The organism is Acinetobacter sp. ABJ_C1_1 (assembly GCF_044684115.1).
Classification (GTDB): domain Bacteria; phylum Pseudomonadota; class Gammaproteobacteria; order Pseudomonadales; family Moraxellaceae; genus Acinetobacter; species Acinetobacter nosocomialis_A.
This window is the reverse complement of sequence record NZ_JBITPU010000013.1, coordinates 51,559-66,567: the sequence shown is the minus strand read 5'-3', so window position 1 is coordinate 66,567 and position 15,009 is coordinate 51,559. Positions and strand designations below refer to the sequence as shown.

Sequence of the window (15,009 nt, the reverse complement as noted above, 5' to 3'; positions counted from 1 at the left end):
ATCGAATCATGAGTATTGTCGAGCGTCCAAGTTATACATCTAAAGATGTCGAAGTAACATCACGTGAATCTCTGTTCCGTGGTTTTATTCAAGTTGAAAAAGTCAGCCTTCGACATCGTCTATTTAATCAATCTGAATATACTCCTGTATTGCAGCGCGAACTTGTACATCGGCCTGAAGCGGCTGGAGTACTACTCTACAATGATCAAAAACAACAATTTGCCCTGATTGAACAGTTTCGTGTTGGTGCTTTAGACGACTCTCAATCGCCGTGGCAACTCGAAATTATCGCGGGTGTGTTAGATGGCAATGAGTCACCAGAAAGTTGCATTCGACGCGAGAGCCTTGAAGAATCAGGTTGTGAAGTTCAGGATTTAGAACATCTATTTAGTTTTTATCCATCAGCAGGCGCATGTTCAGAGCTATTTCATCTGTATGTTGCCGAAACCAATTTACCCGCTGAAGGCGGTGTTTTTGGAGTAGATGATGAGGGTGAAAATATTCAGCTGCATTTGTTTAGTTATAGTGAAATTCAAACACTACTCGACAGCGGACGTTTAAGAAATGCCCCTGTTATTATGGCATTACAATGGCTGGCTCAACACAGCAAAACGATAATAAATCCGAAGAGGTAGGACGGTGACTTTTCAAGTCTCAACACTTTCACAAAAAAATCATGTCATCATACAAATTACCGATACACATTTATTGGAGTATCCACAGCTAGAATTTGTGGGGATGAATCCTGAAGAAAGTTTCCATGCCATTATTCAACAGATATTAAAACAACATCCCGAAGCTGATGCGATTATTCATACTGGAGACCTCGCGCAAGCACCAACACCTGTTACTTACAAACGTTACCTCAACTTTATGCAAACCTTGGGCCTGCCATTTTTCCAGACTCTCGGCAATCATGACAATGTTGACCACTTTCCATTGCATAACGAAAACCATCAGGAACCTGTGGTTGTCGGTTTAGGCAACTGGCGGGTGATTATGCTTAATAGCGCGGTAAAGGGAAAAGTGGATGGTCATTTGTCTTCGGAGCAATTAGAAAATTTAGCAAATCTACTTGAGGAATTTGCAGATCATCCAGTTTTACTGGCTTGTCATCACCATCCATTTGCAATGAAATCAAAATGGATTGATCACCATAAGCTTCAAAACTCGAATGTTCTTCTTGATACGTTAAGCCCATTTAAAAATGTAAAAGCTTTAGTTTGCGGACACGTCCATCAAGACTCTCTTAATATTTGGCAAGGCATCGAATTTTTCTCGACACCTTCCACAAGTGTACAGTTTAAGCCGTTTAGTAATGATTTTGCACTCGATCAAAATGCACCGGGTTATCGTTACATTCGTCTGAATAACGATGGTAGTTTTGAAACAAAAGTGTTTCGACTTGAAAATTTTAAAACCCGTATAAATACTGATATTTCAGGCTATTAGCCCTATTTTTTATATGCTTATATAGAATTATGACTAGTGCAAACACGTTTTGAAAATATTTACGGGTCGGAATGACTATCATCTTGCAGGAAAAATCTATATGATGACGACCCGATGGAAAAATCCATCGATGGTTTTCTATAAAAACACTTGCATATCACCATATTTTTTGCGTATAGATAATACGTGTATGATGAGGAATGCCCTATTATGGCGAATGACAACCACAACCAAGTTTTGGATGAACATACAGAAGTTGTAGTAGAAGGTGATAAAGCTTCTGCAAAACGTGCACGTAAAGTGAAACCTAAAACTTCTGACGTAGGCACAACTGCAAGTTTATTTGGTATTGCACCTTATCAACCTAAGAAAAATGAAGAGTACATGTCTGAAGGACAGCTCGAGCATTTCCGACAAATTCTGCAAGCATGGAAAGCTGAATTAATGTCTGAAGTTGATCGTACTTTAAATACGATGCAAGACGAATCAACTGCATTGCCAGACGTAAATGACCGTGCTACCCAAGAAGAAGAATTTGCAATTGAATTACGTACACGTGACCGTGAGCGTAAATTAATTCGTAAAATCGAACAATCTATGGAAGCGATTAAAAATGAAGACTACGGTTTCTGTGAAACTTGTGGTATCGAAATCGGTTTACGTCGTTTAGAAGCACGTCCAACTGCAACGTTATGTATCGACTGCAAAACTTTGGCAGAAATTAAAGAGAAGCAAAATAACGGTTAATATGACCGCTGTAGCTACTCAAGAAAAGCCCAGCTTTTCGTATTCAGGCCGGTTTGCGCCCTCGCCAACCGGCCCTTTACATTTCGGATCACTCATTACAGCTGTTGCCAGCTATTGTGATGCCAGAGCTCATCAAGGGCGATGGGTAGTTCGTGTTGAAGACACCGACATTCCCCGCATCTACCCCGGTAGTGAAGACCATATACTCGCATCACTTGAAGCTTTTCAGTTCGATCCAGATGCCGAGATTATCTTTCAGAAAGACCGCCTAGACATTTATGAAAGTGTATTAGACCAACTTAAAAAAGAGGGTCTGGTTTATGCTTGTCAGTGCACCCGTAAAATGCTCGGTTCAAATGCAATCTATGCAGGTACCTGCCGTGATCTGAATCTTGATTTCCACGGTCAAGCGATTCGGGTAAAAGTACAAGATCAGCAAATCTGTTTCGATGACCGCCTACAAGGACGTCATTGCTCCAATCTGCAATACGACCTTGGAGACTTTGTTCTTAAACGCCGCGACGGCATTATTAACTACCAACTTGCTGTAGTTGTAGATGATTATCTACAAGGTATTACACACGTTGTTCGCGGCGCAGACCTCTTAGATAACACCGAACGTCAAATCTGGCTGGGTCAGCTCCTTGGTTATCCTAAACTCAGCTATATGCACCTCCCACTCGCTATGAATGATCAAGGACAAAAGCTTTCTAAACAAAATCTTGCTCAAGCACTCGATTTAACTAAAGCTCCTCAATTACTACAACAAGCCATACAAGCACTAGGCCAACCAAACGTTGATTTAGATCAGCCTAGACTGATGCTCAAGCAAGCTGTAGCTCAGTGGAATGTAGATTTAATTCCTCACGGACAAGAGCTTGGCGGAATATATCTATAAATAAAAAGCCCGATTTGATATCGGGCTTTTTATAACAACTGAAATACTTTAGAAGTTTGATTCTTCTCTTTCAGGGTTCACTTCTTGAGTTGATGCATCAATCTTTAAGATCAAGCTAATCATAGCTGCACACATCATTAAAGACGTACCACCATAACTAATAAATGGCAGAGTTAAACCTTTGGTTGGCATTAAGCCCATATTCATACCCGCATTTACCAAAATTTGGAGTAAGAAAATAATACTAATACCGTAAGCCAAATAGCCTGCGCGAAGATAATGATGTTTCAAAGCACGGTGACCAATTTTGATACAACAAGCCAACATCAAGAAAGACAAGCCAATGACAATCGAAATACCAAAGAAGCCAAACTCTTCGCCTAACACAGCCAACATAAAGTCAGTATGCGCTTCTGGTAAATAAGATAGCTTTTGAACACTATGCCCTAAACCTGTTCCAAACCATTCACCACGGCCAAAAGCCATGAGTGCATTTGATAACTGATAACCCACACCTAATGGATCTGCCCAAGGGTCAGTAAACGAAATCAAACGTTGGAAACGGTAAGGCTCAAATAAGATCAAAAACACAATACCCGTGACAATCGCACCAAGCATAATCAAGAACTGTGTTGGCGGCGCACCTGCTAAAAAGAACACCCCAACCATCATCATGACGATAACGATCGTAGCACCCAAGTCAGGCTCGGCAATAATCAAACCGACCGTAATTGCCATCACACCACTTAAACGCAGTAAACCTTTCCAGTGCGTACGTACTTCTTTGGCACGGCGTACCACGTAGTCTGCTGTAAAGATTGCCATCATGACCTTGGCAACTTCTGTAGGCTGCAAGGTAAAACCACCGATTTTAATCCAACGAGTAGAACCATTGACTTCCGAACCCACCGCCAGAGCAGCAAGTAACAGCACCATAGTTAACAACCACAGCGGGAAAGTGTTTTTAAACCATGTATTGAGTGAGATTCGGTAGGTCAAATACGCCACTACCCCAGCAACCGCAATAGAAATTGCATGGCGGATGACATAGTGAAACGGGTTCTCATGCATATATTCTGCATAAGGCATCGAAGCAGATGCTACCATCACCGAACCGATACATAACAATGCAACGACACAGAAAATCAAGACATTACGTGGCGTCACTTCCGTTGGCCATTTCGGCAATATCCGTTCATACCAATGATTGATTTTCTGGATTGTGGTCTGAGCTAAGCCTGCCATACTACATTCCTAATCATATTTTCTTTAAACCAACGAATTGACGCAGGCAACAAATTGCTGACCACGGTCATTATAACTTTTAAACATATCAAAACTTGCACATGCTGGTGATAGCAATACCACATCTTCAGCTTGTGTTTCTCGTTGACACAGCTCTACAGCTTCTTTAAGCGTTGCTGCATGTAAAATTTTTGTTGCACCTTGAATGGCTTGCTCGATGACAGGAGCATCTTCACCAATCAATACCACAACTTTGGCATACTTTTCGATAGAAGAACGTAAAGGAGCAAAGTCTTGACCTTTACCCTGCCCACCTAAAATTAGGGCAACTTTACCTTTTTTCACTTCAATCGCAGCACCTAAACCATCAATTGCTGCAAGGGTCGCCCCAACATTAGTTCCTTTAGAGTCATTGTAATAACGTACATCATGCACAGTCTTTACATACTCACAGCGATGCTCTAAACCTTTAAAGTGTTTTAAAGTTTCAAGCATAGAGTCCATAGGTAAACCAATTGCTTCACCTAATGCTAAACACGCTAAAGCATTGGCTACGTTATGCATACCTTGAATATATAAGTCTGAGCTTTTAATTAAACGCTGCAAGCCACGAGCAAGCCAAAGTGTACCGTCAGCATCTCTTAAAACGCCGTACTGATTTAAGTCAGGTGCATTTAGACCAAAGCTTTGCATTGGAGTTGTATCAGGTACTAGAGGACGGCTCAAAGCATCATCACGGTTAAATACAACTTTTTTAACACCTTGGAAAATACGGTGTTTTGCTTGGTGATAACCCAACATGTTGCCATGACGATCCAAGTGATCTTCACTCATGTTCAATACCACAGCCACCTCAGCATTTAAGTGAGATGTGGTTTCTAACTGAAAACTTGATAACTCAAGTACCAATAACTCTGGTTGATCTTTTAATAAATCTAGAGCTGGGCGACCAAGATTGCCACCAACGGCAACTTTCTTACCTGCATCTTTCGCCATTAAGCCCATTAAAGTAGTAACCGTACTCTTCGCATTAGAGCCTGTAATCGCAACAATCGGCACATCAGTTGCACGGCGAAGTAACTGAATATCCCCTACTACAGAAATACCCTGAGCAATAGCGGCCTGAATCTCTGGTAATTGTGGTGCAAGGCCCGGGCTTAAAATAATTTCTTCTGCTTGTAGTAATAATTCTTGGTCGAGTTGACCAAAACTGGTCTTCACATCTGCAGGAATTTGATCATGACCGGGAGGTGTGGGGCGAGAATCCGTTACTGCAACTTGGTAGCCTTGTTCATGCAGGAAATTTACAGCAGAAACACCTGATATACCCAAGCCTGCTACAACTTTTAACCCACCACGTTGTATTAACATTTTTGCCCCACAATTTATCAATCGACAGAATGGCAAAAATGTTAGCACTTTGCTGTTTTGAATACTTTTTCAGTTTGACTTTTATTCTACTTTTTTTGTGTCAGTGCGTAAAAAAGCCATCATTCGATGGCTTTTTATACAGAAAAATTAACGCCACTTCACCGTTTGTACTGGAGCGGACTTTTGTGCAGGAGCATCATCCCTAGAACAACCACAATTGCCGCCACAACCAGCAACTTGTTTAGGCTTCAGCCATGTCGCCAAACGCTGCCAGCCCAACCGTTGACACTGAGTTGATAGGGCAAGAAATACTGAAGCGGAAGTTTGAGGAAATACCTTTTTAAAGACAACAATGGCACTCCACAACACCAATACAGCAACAATAAGGTAATCAAACATAAGCGCCTCCTATTAACCCCAAATGCGTGATGCAATTTGGTAAGTTAAAAATGACATGAGATAAGCCAAACCAAATAGATAAGCTGTCATGACTGCCACATGTTTCCATGAACCTGTTTCACGGCGTACCGTTGCCAAAGTTGCTAAACAATGTGGTGCATAAACAAACCAGACCAATAAAGACAAGCCTGTAGCCAGTGACCAGCCTGTGCCATTTGCACTAATCAAATGGGCAAGCCCTTGTGCAACAGCATTATCATCAGCACCAGACAACGCATATACCGTACCTAATGCTGCGACCACAACTTCACGAGCAGCCATCGCAGGAATTAAAGCCACCACGATTTGCCAGTTAAAGCCAAGCGGTGCAAATAAAGGCTGAATAAAGTGTCCCGCCATACCCGCAAAGCTATAATCAATTGCCGGTAGCGTTGCACCTTCTGGTGCTTGAGGGAAAGTACACAAGAACCAAAGAATAATGGTTAATGCAACAATAATCCCACCTACACGACGCAAGAAAATCTTTGCGCGTTCCATCAACCCAATAGCAATACTTTTTGGGTCAGGAAAACGATAGCTTGGCAGCTCCATTAATAAGGCATGTTGTGATTTGTCTTTACGCAAGAACTTCATCACAAAGGCAACACAAAGCGCACTTAAAATACCCGCCATGTATAAACCAAACAGCACCAGACCTTGTAAGTTAAAGATCCCTAAAACAGTTTGACTTGGAATAAATGCACCAATTAACAAGGCATAGACAGGCAAACGTGCCGAACATGTCATAAGAGGTGCAACCATGATCGTGGTAAAACGATCACGCGAATCACTGATACTTCGGGTTGCCATAATGCCGGGAATCGCACAGGCAAAACTCGACAATAATGGAATAAAAGAACGGCCACTCAAGCCAGCTTTAAACATTAATTTATCGAGCAAGAACGCAGCACGCGGTAAATAGCCTGATTCTTCGAGCACCAGAATAAAGAAGAAAAGAATCAAAATTTGTGGCAAGAATGCCAATACTGTACCCGCTCCCGCCAGAACACCATCTACCACTAAACTGCGTAGCACAGGCTGATGAATAGCTCCATTTAACCATTCACCTAACCATGGGATTACGCCGTCTTCAATTGCAGCTTTAAAGGGTTCAGCCCAAGCAAATACCGCCTGAAAGACAATAAACATCATCACTGCCAAGCTGAGTAAACCCAACACAGGATGCAAGAAAATTCGATCCAGAAAATCAGTACGCTTATCATCATGATCAACAAAATTGACCACATCTTTAAAAATCATTTCGATTTTCTGATGATGCCCACCACTTAAACCACTCAGTTCAGTGTGCGGTACGGTATATTTCTCTTGGTCAAGCGCATGCAATAAGTTTTCAATGCCTGAGTTACGTACGGCAACTGTTTCAACAACAGGAACACCTAAACGCTCAGAGAGTTTCTGCGTATTGATCTGGATACCACGACGACGCGCTTCATCCATCATGTTCAACACAACCAGAACTGGACGACCTAATTCAATAATTTCAAGCACCAAACCCAAGTGCAGTTTTAAGTTGGTCGCATCGACAATACATAAAAAAGCATCTTGCTGTCCCTCTTCGGCAATTTTGCCTTGGCAGACATCACGGGTAATTTCTTCATCTGGACTGGTTGCCTGCAAACTATAGGTACCTGGCAAATCCAGTACACGAACTGCACGACCTGAAGGTAACTGAAAGTTACCGACTTTACGCTCTACAGTTACGCCCGCATAGTTAGCAACTTTTTGTCTTGTTCCAGTTAGATGGTTAAACAGAGAAGTTTTACCGCAGTTCGGGTTTCCCACAAGGGCAATACGTAGCGCATCACTCATGCGGGTACTCCTTCTAACTGAATCTCGATTTTTTCCGCTTCCGCCTTACGTAAAGCGAAACGAGTAAAGCCAATTTGGATTAAGATCGGATCACCACCAAAAATACCCTTGGTAATCACTTCCACTCGAGTACCTGGTACAAAGCCCAAGCTTTCCAAACGAATTGCGACCAAATCTTGTTGCTCGGACGTTTGTGTCATCCGATCTACTTTGGTGATGGTAGCCGCTTGCTTCACTTTCAACGCTGATAAACGCACCGCATCCGATCCTAAACCTTTTCTTCTAGTATACATATAAATGAGAATAATTACCAAATAAGGTTAGATTTCAATTCTCACCTACTTTAATCGACAAATCTTAAAGTTTCTTTTAAAGTACAGTGGTTTAGAGGATATTGTTTATGATAAATAAAAAACCGCGTATTCCAAGCCCTGTTCAAATTCCTGAACATTTGAGCTTTTTACAAGGTTTTCGCGACTATTTAGTTGCACAAACAGTGAGTCCGCATACGCGAAATGCCTATTTATCTGACCTTATTCAATGCAGTGAACTTCATAAAAAAAATAGTTTGCCGAAATGGTCGAGCGACGACATTTCTGATGTGCTGATTGAACTTACCAAAATAGGAAAAAGTCCACGCTCAATTGCACGTTGTTTATCTGCCTTACGTCAGTTTTATAAGTTTCTACGTGAACAAAAATTACGAAGCGATAATCCTGTAGCGACTCATCACTCACCCAAAATTGGCCGAGCTTTACCGAAAGATTTATCAGAAGAAGACGTCGAAGCACTTATTCAAGCACCTGACATTACCACAGCCTTAGGCTTACGTGACCGGGCAATGTTTGAAGTCCTTTACGCTTGTGGTTTACGTGTTTCTGAGTTAATCAACTTACGCTTAGAGCTGATCAATTTAAAACAAGGTTATTTACGTATTACAGGCAAAGGTAATAAAGAACGTTTGGTGCCTTTAGGGCAATATGCTTGTGACTGGGTAGAGCGCTACTTGCAGGATGCTCGGCCTCAACTCTATAAAAGCTCTACTGACTATCTCTTTTTAACCCAACATGGCGGAATCATGAGCCGTCAGAACTTTTGGTATGCGATTAAACGTTACGCCTTACAAGCCAATATTCAGGCTGAGCTGTCGCCTCATACCTTACGCCATGCCTTTGCAACGCATCTACTTAATCATGGCGCCGATTTACGCGTAGTACAAATGTTACTGGGTCATAGTGACTTATCTACCACCCAAATCTATACCCATGTAGCACAAGTCAGAATGCAACAATTACATGAAAAACATCACCCTAGAGGTTAAAAATTTTTAAACGAATTATTTGAAACTCATCAAACAATCGTTTGATTTCGTTCACAAAGGTTAAGAAAGTTTTAACAATACATACTAGATTTTTTGTTATGCTTAGCAGCTTCTGACTATAAATACTGATGAAATAAGGGTTATCTATGTCCTTTACCCGATCTCAAATTTTTCTTGCCTGTGCTTTGGCTTCTAGCTTGTTGTTCAGTGCTTGTTCTAAAGAAAACAAACCACAAAAAGAAGATGCGCTCACAGCGACCGCACCTGCTACTGGGGAAGCTTCAACTATTATTGAACGTAATGCTAAACAGCGTTTAATTGAAACTTTGCAAAAACAATTTAAGAATGCAAATATCAACGCCAAAATTTTAGACATTAAGCCTACTGAAGTTCCTAATTTATATTGGGTAAATCTCGAAGGCATGACGTCGATTTATACAACTAGTGATGGTAAATACCTTATTCAAGGTGATGTCATCCGTTTAGGCGGTAAAGAGCTACATAATATTGGCGATAACCTGCAAGCTTCAGAAAATAAAAAGCACCTTGCTGCTTTAAAAAATGAAGATTTGATTGTTTACCCAGCCAAGGGTGGTAAGGCTAAACATGTGATTTATGTGTTTACCGATGCAAGCTGTCCTTATTGCCATAAACTACATGAGCACATACCTGAAATTAATGAAAAGGGTATTGAGGTTCGTTACATTGCTTGGCCACGTGGCGAACAATTCATGCCAACCATGGAAGCCGTTTGGTGTAGTGCAGACCGTAAAGCTGCATTTAACCAAGCTGTACAAGGCGTTAGTATTCCACCTGCGCAATGTAAAAACCCTGTTCGCGAACAATATCAACTTGGTTTAAACATGGGCGTAAATGGTACTCCTGCAATCTATAATGTTGATGGCGAGTACTTGGGTGGCTACTTAACACCAGATGAATTGGTTAAAAAACTGGATAAATAACATCCATTAAGCTGATGAATGATTAATCAGCTATCTCTTCAACAAAGCGCTGCTCTTATCGCAGCGCTTTGTTTTTCCAATAATTAATACTTTTTCTATCAGTGTTTAAAGACTGATCTACTCTGCTTTTCCGAACATCGCACTCTAATTGATTGAACAGGCACGAAAAGCGCTAGAGTCTGGCGTTTTTTTTAGCTATGATCTAGCTTCAACTAAATGATTAAATGATGATATGGAGTGTGACGTGAAACCAGTTCGCCTGGCAATACTCGGTTTAGGAACCGTAGGTGGAGGAGCCCTTAAACTATTACAAGAAAATGCCGCTGAAATTAAACGTCGCACCGGTCGAGAAATTCAAATTACCCACGTTGGAACACGCCGCCCTCGTCCAGATCTTGAATTAGAAGGGATTAAACAAAGCGCAGACTTACTTGATATCGTTCGTCAACCCGATGTAGATGTGGTTGTAGAAGTGATGGGTGGTATTCACCCTGCTTACGAAGTCATCATGGAAGCAATCAAACACGGTAAGCAAGTTGTTACTGCAAACAAAGCGTTACTCGCTGAACATGGCAATGAACTATTTAAAGCAGCTGAAGACAATGCTGTGCAAATTGCTTATGAAGCAGCAGTAGCTGGCGGTATTCCAATTATTAAAGTAATCCGTGAAGGCCTTGCTGCAAACCATATCGAGTGGCTTGCAGGCATTATCAATGGTACAGGTAACTTTATTCTCACTGAAATGCGTGAGAAAGGTCGTGCATTTGATGATGTATTAAAAGAAGCTCAAGAACTCGGTTATGCAGAAGCAGACCCAACTTTTGACGTTGAGGGTATTGATGCTGCACACAAGCTTACAATTTTAGCGTCTTGTGCTTTTGGTATCCCTCTTCAATTCGATAAAGTTTATACCGAAGGTATCAGCAAAATTACTGCACAAGATGTGAAGTATGCCGAAGAGCTTGGCTTCCGCATTAAACATTTAGGTATTGCCCGTCGTGCTGAACATGGTATTGAATTACGTGTTCACCCAACACTTATTCCAGATGAGCAACTTATTGCTAACGTAAACGGTGTTAAAAATGCTGTTTTAGTTCAGGCAAATGCAGTTGGTCCAACGCTGTACTACGGCGCTGGTGCTGGTGCAGGCCCAACAGCTTCTGCAGTTGTTGCCGATGTGATTGATATTGTTCGTGACATCTCATATACAGAAGATGGCGCAGGTACAATTCCTCAACTTGCTTTTGAAGCATTAACAAATATGCCAATTTTAAGCCGTGAAGAAATGACCACAGGTTATTACATCCGCTTAAATGCTGAAGATCAGACTGGTGTACTTGCAGATGTAACGACCATCTTAAGCCGTGCCGGAATCAGTATTGATGCCATCATGCAACAATCACGCTTAAAAGACCTCATTCCAATCGTAATTTTGACCGATCCAATCGTTGAATCAAAAATGGATGACGCTCTTGCGCAAATTCAAGCATTACCTGCAATTCGTGGCGAAATCGTAAGAATTCGTTTAGAATCGCTCGATAGTTAATCAGGTTGAGGGAAAGATTCCCTCTCCCGCTTCACCTCATAATTGGAACACCATCATGTCTAATGCCAATCGTTATACTGGTCTTGTAGATCGTTATCGTGACCGTTTGCCAGTTTCGGCAACTACTCGTGCTATCTCTTTGGGTGAAGGCAACACCCCTCTCATTAAACTTGAGAATATTCCACGTATTATTGGCAAAGACGTTGAAATTTATGTGAAATATGAGGGCTTAAACCCGACTGGTTCATTTAAAGACCGTGGTATGACCATGGCTGTAACCAAAGCAGTTGAAGAAGGTTCTAAAGCGATTATCTGTGCATCTACGGGTAACACTTCTGCTGCTGCTGCCGCATACGCTGCGCGTGCTGGTATCAAAGCATTTGTTTTGATTCCAGAAGGCAAAATTGCGATGGGTAAAATGGCTCAAGCCATGATGTATGGTGCGATCACTATGCAAATCCGTGGTAACTTCGATGATGGTATGCGTCTAGTAAAAGAAGTGGCTGATCAAGCTCCTGTAACGATTGTAAACTCAATCAACCCTTACCGTTTGCAAGGTCAAAAAACCATTGCTTATGAAATCGTTGAAGCTTTAGGCCGTGCACCTGATTATCACTGCTTACCAGTAGGTAATGCAGGTAACATCACCGCTCACTGGATGGGTTATACAGAAGCTGTAGCAAACCAACCTGCTGATCAGTTCGAACAAGTTGTTTATGATGCTGCGACTGATCAATTCACTGGTCCTAAACCAGAAGGCTTACCAACAATGGTAGGTTACCAAGCTTCTGGCGCAGCTCCATTCTTACGTGGTGCTCCAGTTGAAAATCCTGAAACAGTTGCAACTGCAATCCGTATTGGTAACCCACAAAGCTGGAACCATGCAAAAGCTGTAGTACGTGACTCTAAAGGCTGGTTTGATGAACTTCAAGACAGCGAGATTTTAGAAGCTCAACGCTTACTTTCTATGTATGAAGGCGTATTTGTTGAGCCTGCATCTGCTGCTTCTATCGGCGGTGCAATCCGTGACATTAAAGCAGGTAAAATTGCAGAAGGTTCTGTCATCGTATGTACAGTAACTGGTAATGGCTTGAAAGATCCTGACACTGCAATCAAACAATGTGCTGATGCAGTGATGTTGTCAATTGATGCAACAATGGACCAAGTAAAAGATTCGATTTTATCTAATATGTAAGATCTGAGTTTTTATAAAAAACGGCTGTTTAATACAGCCGTTTTTTTATGCTTTTTTAAATGCTATAAAAAAACGCTTCTTAGTAGAAGCGTTTTTAAAATATTGAACTTAAATACGTTTTGGCAAATTACTCAACCAACCTAATAAGTTAGTTGCATCGTTATTACGCGCCTGTGTACTTGGCTCACCAAGCAATACAATCACTGCTGGACGTGAGTTTACAGTCGTGTGCATCACAACACAGCGGCCTGCTTCATTAATATAACCAGTCTTAGATAAGTTGATATTCCAACCACCATTACGCACTAAAGCATTGGTGTTGTTTGACTTAAGAACACGGTAACCTAAATTAAAGTCATAGGTTGGTGTTGTCGAGAATTGACGGATCAAACCATACTGAGATGCTGTACTCGCCAAAATCCCTAAATCACGCGCAGAAGAAACATTGCGTGGGTCTAAACCAGTTGATTCATAATAATGAGTTGCACTCATACCCAAAGAACGTGCTTTCGCATTCATCGCTGCTACGAATGCAGGACGACCACCCGGATAAGTACGCGCTAAAGCTGCCGCTGCTGGGTTTTCAGACTTCATTAAAGCAAACAGAAGAACTTCTGCACGGTTCATCTTGTCGCCAACACGTAAGGTTGAGCTTGAGTTTTTACCATTTGCACCAGCAAAATCGATTTGCTCAAGTGTAATTTCTTCTGACATGTTTAAACGCGCATCTGCCGTTACAACTGCTGTCATTAATTTGGTAATAGACGCAATCGGTACCGATGCGTTGGTATTTTTACTATAAAGGACCTCACCTGTTTGTGCATCCATCACAAGTGCAGCACGTGCACTGACACTCGGCTGGGCGTTATAACCCCCAGTATCACGGATTGGAGCAACTCTAGGTGTAGAGCTAATAACTTTTGGCGCATTACCGCCACGCAAAGTTGTAGTTACGGAAGTTGAACCTTGCGGCGTCGGCTCATCATCTTCATCATTTAAAAGTTGACTAGCATCCGCTGCTGACCAATTTAAACTTGCAGTACCAGTACTCCCTGAGGACGGGTTATTGACGAGTTCTGCAAAGCTTGTTGAACTCAAACTAAGCAAAATTGACATGCTTAGCACATGCATTAAAGACTTTTTAGAATTTTTCACGGCACAATACTCGACTCAGGGTGACACACATTTGCGCTTACTATCATTATGCCTTACATTTGGGATATAAGGTATAAAGCTTTACCGACACAATTGTGCACAACTATTCGCTCACTATAGAAGAATAGGATTGCTAATTTTGTCATTCCATTGCAAGCTTATTTTGCTTTATGTAACAAAAAACTTGTTTTTTGAAAGAAAGGAGGTCTTCTTGATTACAGTTTTAGTTGTCGATGACCATGAACTGGTACGTACGGGTATTTGCCGTATGTTAGAAGATCATGCAGATGTTGAGGTAATTGGACAAGCCGAATCTGGGGAAGAAGCAATTGCTATCGTTCGCCAGCAACATCCGCAAGTCGTACTACTTGATGTCAACATGCCGGGCATCGGTGGTGTAGAAACAACTCGTCGTTTATTACAAACAGCCCCAGAGACCAAAGTCATTGCTGTAAGTGGCCTTGCAGAAGAACCCTACCCATCTTTATTGCTAAAAGCTGGTGCAAAAGGCTATATCACCAAGGGTGCGCCAATTGCCGAGATGGTACGAGCAATTAATAAAGTCATGCAGGGCGGTAAATATTTTAGTGCCGATATTGCCGAGCAGCTAGCAAGCTCTTATTTATCCGATACTCAACAATCCCCTTTTGATTCTTTATCGGAGCGGGAAATGCAAGTTGCAATGATGGTCGTCAACTGTATTAGCGCACAAGAAATTGCCGATAAACTTTTTGTGAGTGTGAAAACTGTAAATACTTACCGTTATCGTATTTTTGAAAAGTTAGGAATTGATAGTGATGTAAAACTCACACATCTTGCGATTCGTTACGGTCTGATCAAACCCTAATC

15 protein-coding genes are annotated in these 15,009 nt (G+C 41.6%); 9 read left to right on the top strand and 6 right to left on the bottom strand.

The window, feature by feature from the left end:
* Positions 1 to 8 precede the first annotated feature (8 nt).
* The 4 genes from ACG59Z_RS14310 (at position 9) to gluQRS (ending at position 3,097) form a co-directional block, all read left to right on the top strand.
* Positions 9 to 635 (top strand): NUDIX domain-containing protein, encoded by a 627-nt coding sequence (locus tag ACG59Z_RS14310; protein ID WP_400199915.1) that lies wholly within the window; start codon positions 9 to 11, stop codon positions 633 to 635.
* 4 nt (positions 636 to 639) lie between these two features.
* Positions 640 to 1,452, top strand: coding sequence for a 3',5'-cyclic-AMP phosphodiesterase (gene cpdA, locus ACG59Z_RS14305; protein ID WP_400199913.1), 813 nt, complete (start codon positions 640 to 642; stop codon positions 1,450 to 1,452).
* 210 nt (positions 1,453 to 1,662) lie between these two features.
* Entirely contained in the window at positions 1,663 to 2,199 is a 537-nt protein-coding gene (gene dksA, locus ACG59Z_RS14300; RefSeq protein ID WP_263612749.1) for an RNA polymerase-binding protein DksA, read from the top strand.
* Between the two features lies 1 nt (position 2,200).
* Positions 2,201 to 3,097, top strand: coding sequence for a tRNA glutamyl-Q(34) synthetase GluQRS (gluQRS, locus tag ACG59Z_RS14295; RefSeq protein WP_400199910.1), 897 nt, complete (start codon positions 2,201 to 2,203; stop codon positions 3,095 to 3,097).
* Between the two features lie 48 nt (positions 3,098 to 3,145).
* Here the strand turns inward: gluQRS and ftsW are convergent, their stop codons facing one another.
* The 5 genes from ftsW to ACG59Z_RS14270 form a co-directional block, all read right to left on the bottom strand.
* Positions 3,146 to 4,342 carry a putative lipid II flippase FtsW gene (gene ftsW, locus ACG59Z_RS14290; RefSeq protein ID WP_191012483.1) on the bottom strand — a complete coding sequence of 399 codons (1,197 nt, stop codon included), beginning with the start codon at positions 4,340 to 4,342 and terminating at the stop codon, positions 3,146 to 3,148.
* 24 nt (positions 4,343 to 4,366) lie between these two features.
* Positions 4,367 to 5,713, bottom strand: a complete 1,347-nt coding sequence (gene murD / locus ACG59Z_RS14285) for a UDP-N-acetylmuramoyl-L-alanine--D-glutamate ligase (RefSeq protein ID WP_400199907.1) — start codon at positions 5,711 to 5,713, stop codon at positions 4,367 to 4,369.
* Positions 5,714 to 5,860: 147 nt separating this feature from the next.
* Positions 5,861 to 6,112, bottom strand: a complete 252-nt coding sequence (locus tag ACG59Z_RS14280; protein WP_400199906.1) for a DUF6587 family protein — start codon at positions 6,110 to 6,112, stop codon at positions 5,861 to 5,863.
* Positions 6,113 to 6,124: 12 nt separating this feature from the next.
* Complete coding sequence (locus ACG59Z_RS14275; RefSeq protein WP_400199904.1) at positions 6,125 to 7,981, bottom strand: ferrous iron transporter B; 1,857 nt, start codon at positions 7,979 to 7,981, stop codon at positions 6,125 to 6,127.
* A complete protein-coding gene (locus ACG59Z_RS14270; protein ID WP_002053176.1) occupies positions 7,978 to 8,238 on the bottom strand; it encodes a FeoA family protein in 261 nt (86 codons plus the stop codon). The genes ACG59Z_RS14275 and ACG59Z_RS14270 overlap by 4 nt, the downstream gene beginning before the upstream one ends.
* Positions 8,239 to 8,381: 143 nt before the next feature.
* Between ACG59Z_RS14270 and xerD the strand changes: the two genes are divergently transcribed.
* From xerD to thrC, 4 genes are all read left to right on the top strand, one after another.
* On the top strand, positions 8,382 to 9,302 hold the full coding sequence (gene xerD, locus ACG59Z_RS14265; RefSeq protein ID WP_311086984.1) for a site-specific tyrosine recombinase XerD: 921 nt from the start codon (positions 8,382 to 8,384) through the stop codon (positions 9,300 to 9,302).
* Positions 9,303 to 9,448: 146 nt separating this feature from the next.
* The gene (locus ACG59Z_RS14260; RefSeq protein WP_311070214.1) at positions 9,449 to 10,264 is read left to right on the top strand and encodes a DsbC family protein; all 816 of its coding nucleotides are present in this window, start codon (positions 9,449 to 9,451) and stop codon (positions 10,262 to 10,264) included.
* A gap of 244 nt (positions 10,265 to 10,508) precedes the next feature.
* Entirely contained in the window at positions 10,509 to 11,810 is a 1,302-nt protein-coding gene (locus ACG59Z_RS14255; RefSeq protein ID WP_263612743.1) for a homoserine dehydrogenase, read from the top strand.
* A gap of 55 nt (positions 11,811 to 11,865) precedes the next feature.
* Positions 11,866 to 13,005 (top strand): threonine synthase, encoded by a 1,140-nt coding sequence (thrC, locus tag ACG59Z_RS14250; protein WP_077165241.1) that lies wholly within the window; start codon positions 11,866 to 11,868, stop codon positions 13,003 to 13,005.
* Between the two features lie 108 nt (positions 13,006 to 13,113).
* Here the strand turns inward: thrC and pbpG are convergent, their stop codons facing one another.
* Positions 13,114 to 14,160, bottom strand: coding sequence for a D-alanyl-D-alanine endopeptidase PBP7/8 (pbpG, locus tag ACG59Z_RS14245; protein ID WP_311070215.1), 1,047 nt, complete (start codon positions 14,158 to 14,160; stop codon positions 13,114 to 13,116).
* Between the two features lie 211 nt (positions 14,161 to 14,371).
* Here pbpG and ACG59Z_RS14240 point away from each other — a divergent pair, with 211 nt between their 5' ends.
* The gene (locus tag ACG59Z_RS14240; protein WP_000633799.1) at positions 14,372 to 15,007 is read left to right on the top strand and encodes a response regulator; all 636 of its coding nucleotides are present in this window, start codon (positions 14,372 to 14,374) and stop codon (positions 15,005 to 15,007) included.
* Positions 15,008 to 15,009 lie beyond the last annotated feature (2 nt).

Excerpts from the sequence above, each read along its gene's own strand:
- ACG59Z_RS14310 (WP_400199915.1), top strand. The coding sequence starts at position 9 with ATGAGTATTGTCGAGCGTCCAAGTTATACATCTAAAGATGTCGAAGTA.
- dksA (WP_263612749.1), top strand. The coding sequence starts at position 1,663 with ATGGCGAATGACAACCACAACCAAGTTTTGGATGAACATACAGAAGTT.
- gluQRS (WP_400199910.1), top strand. The coding sequence starts at position 2,201 with ATGACCGCTGTAGCTACTCAAGAAAAGCCCAGCTTTTCGTATTCAGGC.
- ftsW (WP_191012483.1), bottom strand. The coding sequence starts at position 4,342 with ATGGCAGGCTTAGCTCAGACCACAATCCAGAAAATCAATCATTGGTAT.
- murD (WP_400199907.1), bottom strand. The coding sequence starts at position 5,713 with ATGTTAATACAACGTGGTGGGTTAAAAGTTGTAGCAGGCTTGGGTATA.
- ACG59Z_RS14280 (WP_400199906.1), bottom strand. The coding sequence starts at position 6,112 with ATGTTTGATTACCTTATTGTTGCTGTATTGGTGTTGTGGAGTGCCATT.
- ACG59Z_RS14275 (WP_400199904.1), bottom strand. The coding sequence starts at position 7,981 with ATGAGTGATGCGCTACGTATTGCCCTTGTGGGAAACCCGAACTGCGGT.
- xerD (WP_311086984.1), top strand. The coding sequence starts at position 8,382 with ATGATAAATAAAAAACCGCGTATTCCAAGCCCTGTTCAAATTCCTGAA.
- ACG59Z_RS14260 (WP_311070214.1), top strand. The coding sequence starts at position 9,449 with ATGTCCTTTACCCGATCTCAAATTTTTCTTGCCTGTGCTTTGGCTTCT.
- thrC (WP_077165241.1), top strand. The coding sequence starts at position 11,866 with ATGTCTAATGCCAATCGTTATACTGGTCTTGTAGATCGTTATCGTGAC.